7 protein-coding genes are annotated in these 5442 nt (G+C 72.3%); 5 read left to right on the top strand and 2 right to left on the bottom strand.

What is annotated here, in order from left to right; all coding sequences use genetic code 11:
• Positions 1 to 105 precede the first annotated feature (105 nt).
• The gene (locus AB1673_17325; GenBank protein ID MEW6155719.1) at positions 106 to 1035 is read right to left on the bottom strand and encodes a tyrosine-type recombinase/integrase; all 930 of its coding nucleotides are present in this window, start codon (positions 1033 to 1035) and stop codon (positions 106 to 108) included.
• A 211-nt stretch (positions 1036 to 1246) separates the two neighbouring features.
• A complete protein-coding gene (locus AB1673_17320) occupies positions 1247 to 1444 on the bottom strand; it encodes a helix-turn-helix domain-containing protein (GenBank protein MEW6155718.1) in 198 nt (65 codons plus the stop codon).
• 317 nt (positions 1445 to 1761) lie between these two features.
• Between AB1673_17320 and AB1673_17315 the strand changes: the two genes are divergently transcribed.
• The 5 genes from AB1673_17315 (at position 1762) to mobF (ending at position 5318) form a co-directional block, all read left to right on the top strand.
• Positions 1762 to 2196 carry a hypothetical protein gene (locus AB1673_17315; GenBank protein MEW6155717.1) on the top strand — a complete coding sequence of 145 codons (435 nt, stop codon included), beginning with the start codon at positions 1762 to 1764 and terminating at the stop codon, positions 2194 to 2196.
• A complete protein-coding gene (locus tag AB1673_17310; protein MEW6155716.1) occupies positions 2196 to 2657 on the top strand; it encodes a WhiB family transcriptional regulator in 462 nt (153 codons plus the stop codon). Before AB1673_17315 ends, AB1673_17310 begins: the two co-directional genes overlap by 1 nt.
• 265 nt (positions 2658 to 2922) lie before the next feature.
• The gene (locus tag AB1673_17305; protein ID MEW6155715.1) at positions 2923 to 3843 is read left to right on the top strand and encodes a zincin-like metallopeptidase domain-containing protein; all 921 of its coding nucleotides are present in this window, start codon (positions 2923 to 2925) and stop codon (positions 3841 to 3843) included.
• A 159-nt stretch (positions 3844 to 4002) separates the two neighbouring features.
• Positions 4003 to 4506 carry a hypothetical protein gene (locus tag AB1673_17300; GenBank protein MEW6155714.1) on the top strand — a complete coding sequence of 168 codons (504 nt, stop codon included), beginning with the start codon at positions 4003 to 4005 and terminating at the stop codon, positions 4504 to 4506.
• A gap of 146 nt (positions 4507 to 4652) precedes the next feature.
• Positions 4653 to 5318: a MobF family relaxase gene (gene mobF, locus AB1673_17295; protein ID MEW6155713.1), complete on the top strand. Its 666-nt coding sequence runs from the start codon at positions 4653 to 4655 to the stop codon at positions 5316 to 5318.
• The last annotated feature ends 124 nt before the right edge of the window (positions 5319 to 5442 follow it).

The following is a 5442-nucleotide window of genomic DNA, read 5'->3' as shown; positions in this document are numbered from 1 at the left end:
CACAGCTCGCCGCGGCCATCAAGGCCGCCACCTCAAAGAGCGTCGATTCCACCGTTCCTGTCACACCTGCGGCGTAGTATCACCAGTGGAGGCCGTCACCAAGTTCTACGGCCAGCGGGGCATCCTCTGGATCGCGGTGCCCTCCGGCTTCGCGAACACGAGCGAGTCGTCCTTCGGTCGGAGATTGAGCGCCCGGCGCTGCTCGAGCTGGTCGCTCTTCCACTGCGTCAGGACGGCGACGGTGCGCGGCTCCAGGTCGACCGTTCGGCGCGACATCGGTGTCTTCACGTCGGCGATTACGGCCTCGTAAGCCACGTTGAGCACGGCCTGGCGAACGGAGAGCCGCTTGTGCTGCAGGTCGATGTCCTCCCAGCGGATCCCCAGGATCTCCCCGCGGCGCATCCCGGTGCTCGCCGCCAGGAAGAACGCCGGGAAGAGCTCGTGGTCTCGGATGCCATCGAGGAACTCGCGGAGCTGGTCGGCGGTCCAGACCTTCATCTGAGGCTTCGGTGCCGACGAGAGCTTGGGTGGGTCGGCGAGGTCGGCGACATTGCGCTGCACGCTCCCCTTACGTTGTGCGTCGGCCAGCGCCTTGCGAAGAATGCCGTGGATGTAGCGAACGGTCTTGACCGAGAGCCCTCCGCCGCCGCCGTTCAGCTTCCCCTCGACGAGGAGTCGGGCGTAGAACTCATCGAGATCCTCGGGGGAGAGGCGCTGGAGCGGGATGGCCCCGATCCCGGGCACGACGTGGTTGGTGATGTTCGCCTCATACGAGTTGAAGGTGGTCTGGCGGAGCTGGGCCCGCTTGATCGGCAGCCACCGCTCGGTCAGGTAGTCGCCGAGCGTGATGCGGTCGGGGGCCCGGTAGTCGCCGTCGTGGTGCCGCTTGACGAGATCGGCGAGCACCTTCTCGGCTTCACGCCGGGTCTCGCCGGCGGGATACCAGCGATGGCGGCCCTTGCCGGTGGCAGGGTCGGTCCCCTCGTAGATGACGGCGTAGTAGCGGCTGCGCCGCTTGACGATGTGGCCACGCACAGCGCGTCACCTCCCCGAACGGGTCCGCGGCGGTTGGCGCCGCGAACGGTGCGCATCCCGAGCCCACTCCCCGCCGGGCGGATCGGGCGGGGGTGGGACGGGATGCGCGTGGTTCGGGGGACGGTGCGAGGCCGCGTCCCCGACGGCCGAGGTTCGACCGTAGCAAGGCCCCTCGTGGCCAACTGTTGTACTGGTACCGGCGGCCATGGCGTCAGGCGCCCTCGGCCGCGCCACGAAGGATCTCCTCGATGGCGCTCGCAGGGACCACGACGCGCCGGCCGAGCCGGATCGCGGGGATCTCGCCCCGCCGGACGAGGTCATAGGCGAGCCCACGCGAGATCCCGAGGAGCTGCCCGGCGCGCTCGACGGTGATCGTGAGCGGCGCCTGCTCGGTGGGGGTGGTGTCCATGCTCCATGTCCCACGGCTTGCTGTTCACGGCGTTACACGGAGTCCGGCGCGTGAGCGCCAGTGCCGTGGCCGACCCTGCGGGTCGGGTGCCGTGTCCCGCCTGCGGCGGGGTGCCGTGTGGTCCGCCGCCCGGCCGGCGTCAAGCCCCTCGCTGCGCTCGGGGCCAAGCCCTTCGGGTTGACCCCGGCCGGGTGATCGGCGGACCGGATGCCCCGTAGGGGCAAGACCCGGCCAGCCGGTCGGGTCATCGCCCCCGGTGGGGTCGGTCGGCTTGGGGAAGACGGCCGGCCCCGCCGTTCACCGAACGGAGCCCGACCATGTCGACCACCCCCGCCACTTCCACCCCGTCCGAGCCGACCACGAGCACCGACGACCTGACACCCCGCACGCTCGCGGTGGTCGCCTACCCCGACCCGGTCGTCGAGTCGGCGCCCGGTGCGATCCCGACCGCGAGCGACGACGCGCTCATCTGGTGGACGCCGTCGGTTGGCCCGACCGCCATGTTGATGGCGCACCGCTTCGCCACCTACGCCGCCGAAGGTCCGTCATCGTGGTCGCTCGTCGATCTGGCCCAGACGTTCGGCGCGGGGCAGTCCACCTCACGGATGAACCACACGCTGGACCGGCTGGAGCGTTTCGGGATCATCGTTTGCCGCGGCGACATCATCGGCATCCGGCTCTGGCTCCCCCCGCTCACCGCCCGCCAGCGGGCCCGGCTGCCCGAGTACCTGGCCTACGTCTACCCCCACTGATGGCCCCCGCCTGGATGTGGGCAGCGGCGTGCCGGGGGATGCCTCCGGCACGCTTCTACCCGCCGCCGGGCGTGTCGGCCGACGACGCCCTCGCGGTCTGCGCGCGCTGCCCTGTCCGTGACGAGTGCGACCGTCACGCCACCGAGACCGCGGAGGAGCACGGGATCTGGGGCGGCCGGCTCGAGATCGAACGCACCCGCCAGCGCGCCGATCGGTCGATGGCCGGCGACGTTCGCCGGTCGGGACCGGCTCCCGCCATCAGCGACTCCGAGCTCGTCGCGCTCCTCCGTTCCCTCGACCCCGACATCCCCGCCGCCGCACAGCTGCTCGCCCGGCTCCACGTCAGCGTCCCGACCGCCTACAAGTACCTGCACCGAGCGTCGCGGCTCGGAGCAATCGAGCGCCGCGGTCGGCACCTCTACCCACGGCCTGACCGGGACGACTCCCGGGCGGGAGTGTGATCGGGCGGAACTCCGGGACTTCGATGTGGCAGCGCCGTGCCTCGCCGGCGCGCCGGGGGCTGCCGTGGCCGCCCTGCGGGCGGGTGCCGTGCCCCGACCCTGCCGGGTCGGGGTGCCGTGGTGGGCCGCCGCGCGGGCCCTGTCAAGCCCCTCGCTGCGCTCGGGGCCGAGCCTCCCTGCGGTCGGTTGACAGCGCCCGCTGATGCGGCGGCCCGAGAACGCCCCGTAGGGGCGAAGCCCCATCGACCGCACGGAGGACCCGACCATGAAGGCCAACGACCTGTTCGCCACGATCACCGACCAACTCGTCGCCGACATCGAAGCCGGCGCCGGCAGTTGGCGCATGCCCTGGCACACCCTCGCCGACGCCGGCACCCCGACCAGCGTCGACGGACGCCCCTACCGTGGCATGAACGCCCTGTGGCTGCCGATGGTGTCGGCTGCCAACGGCTGGACCTCCGGCGTGTGGGCCACGTACCGCGGCTGGCAACGACACGGCGCCCAGGTCCGCCGAGGCGAGCGCGGCACCCACGTCATCCTGTGGAAGCCCACCAACCAGACCGCCGAGAAGGACGCCTCCGACGAACCCGGACAGCCCCGCCGCCGGCTCCTGGCAAGGGCCTACTGCGTGTTCGCCGCTGAACAAGCCGACGGCACCGAGCCCATCCTCGAGCGCCGCGCCGACGAGCTTGACCACCGGGACACACCCGAGCGCATCGACGCGGCCGACGCGTTCTTCGCCGCCGTCGGCGCCCGCGTCGTCACCGGCGGCAACCGCGCGTGCTACGAGCCCGGCACCGACACCATCCGGCTGCCCGACCTCGCCCAGTTCGACCACGCCGCCCACTTCTACGCGACCAGCGCCCACGAACACGTCCACTGGACCGGCCACCCCGACCGGCTCGACCGCGACCTGACCGGCCGGTTCGGCTCCGACGCCTACGCCGCCGAGGAGCTCGTCGCCGAGCTCGGCGCCGCCATGTGGTGCGCGCAGGCGGGCATCAGCGCCACCACCCGAGCAGACCACGCCGCCTACCTCGCCCAGTGGCTCCGCGTCCTACGTGCCGACGCCCGAGCCCTCGTCACCGTCGCCGCCCGAGCCCAAGCCGCCGTCGACCACCTCACCACCCTCGCCGGCCACCCCACCGAGGCCAACGCCGACGAGGAGGCCAGCGAGGCCGCCTGAGCCTCGACGAACCGGATCCGGGACGCATGCGCCCGGGCCCGGCTGGCGCCGGGGTGCCGTGGCCGACCCTCCGGGTCGGGTGCCGTTGGCACCGCCCTGCGAACCGTAGAAAGCGAACGCCGTACCGTCGCGCCCCAACCACGCATGGAGGGCAGGACGATGCGCCGACGCCACGACACCGACCCACTGCCACGACCGCCGGTTGACCAGCCCGGTCCAGACGCCGGCTACGACTGGGCACGGTTCGGTCGACATCGCCTCCGCACGCCCGCCGCCGTGATCATCGACCACCCCCTCGACCCGGCGGGATGGGTCGCTACCGTCTGGGCCGATCCGAGCGAGCCCAGCGGATGGACCCAGCTCTGCTGGGAGCACACACCGGTCGCGGGCGGCTGGGCGCTCCCGACCCGCCTCGCCCTCGGCGACATCGTCGAGTTCGGCACCCACGCCCGGCCCGACGCCCGCTGGTACGGGATCGTCGACGCCTACGAGCCCGGGGGCTGGCTCACCATCCAAGGGCCCTACTCCCGCCCCGATGCCGCGGCCGGTGACGCCGCACGCCTACTGGCAGCCGAGCGGTACCTGCCACCACTGCAGGCTGGCACCCACCATCACGCGGCGACTCCATGCACGCGACGCCGCCAGCACCGCCACCGCCCGTAACGACAAGCAGCCAGCGCTCGACCCCGGGCAACTACCCCCCCGGGACCATCCAGATCGCTTCACACAGATAATCACCGGCGGTGTGCACCCGGTCCGGGACCGGCTCCGGGACCAACCCAGGGACCGAGAGCCGGTGTGCTGGCCCCGTGCTCAGCGTCGCCAAGCTCCGCGTCGGCCAGGAGGCCTACCAGCTCTCCGGCGTCGCGCAGTCCCTCGACGACTACTACACCGGCGCCGGCGAAGCGGCCGGCCGATGGCTCGGCAGCGGCGCCGTACTGCTCGGCCTCGACGGCGAGGTCGACCCCGACGACCTGCGCGCCGTACTCGCCGGGCTCGCGCCGGGCAGCGGCGGGCTCACCCCCAACGGCGACACCCTGCGCGCCCACGCGCGCCGGGTACCCGGCTTCGACCTCACGTTCAAGGCTCCGAAATCGGTGTCAGTCCTCTACGCCGTGTCCGACGACCCTCGCGTCCAAGCCGCCATCATCGACGCAGGGGAAGCCGCCCTACGCGACGCGCTCGGCTGGCTCGAGCGTGAAGCCATTCACGTCCGGCGCGGCAGCGGCGACGAGGCATACCTCGCCAACCTCGCCGCACGCGACCCTGAAGCGGCCGCCGCTGCTCGCATCCGCACGCTGCCCGCCCACGGCGTGGTCGCCGCGGCGTTCCGGCATCGCACCAGCCGAGCCGGCGACCCGCTCCTGCACTGGCACACCCTGGTCGCCAACCTCGCCCCCGGTCCCGACGGCCGCTGGACGGCTTTCGTCCACCCCGACCTGTACCGCGCCGTCCGCGCCGCCGGCGAGGTGTGAACCTACCCCCGGAGCCCGGACACGCGAACCAGTATGAGCTGGTAGAGAGGATGTCCGTATGGCAGGGAGATCACCGCAGCGCTACACGGCGGAGTTCAAGCGTGATGCCGTTGCACTCGTTGTG

The organism is Actinomycetota bacterium, from assembly GCA_040754375.1.
Lineage (GTDB): Bacteria > Actinomycetota > Acidimicrobiia > Acidimicrobiales > AC-14 > JBFMCT01.
This window is presented reverse-complemented; position numbering and strand designations above follow the sequence as displayed.

What these genes read in the sequence shown, in the direction of transcription:
- AB1673_17300 (MEW6155714.1), top strand. Translation starts at nt 4,003, where the DNA reads ATGCGCCGACGCCACGACACCGACCCACTGCCACGACCGCCGGTTGAC.
- AB1673_17315 (MEW6155717.1), top strand. Translation starts at nt 1,762, where the DNA reads ATGTCGACCACCCCCGCCACTTCCACCCCGTCCGAGCCGACCACGAGC.
- AB1673_17310 (MEW6155716.1), top strand. Translation starts at nt 2,196, where the DNA reads ATGGCCCCCGCCTGGATGTGGGCAGCGGCGTGCCGGGGGATGCCTCCG.
- AB1673_17320 (MEW6155718.1), bottom strand. Translation starts at nt 1,444, where the DNA reads ATGGACACCACCCCCACCGAGCAGGCGCCGCTCACGATCACCGTCGAG.
- AB1673_17305 (MEW6155715.1), top strand. Translation starts at nt 2,923, where the DNA reads ATGAAGGCCAACGACCTGTTCGCCACGATCACCGACCAACTCGTCGCC.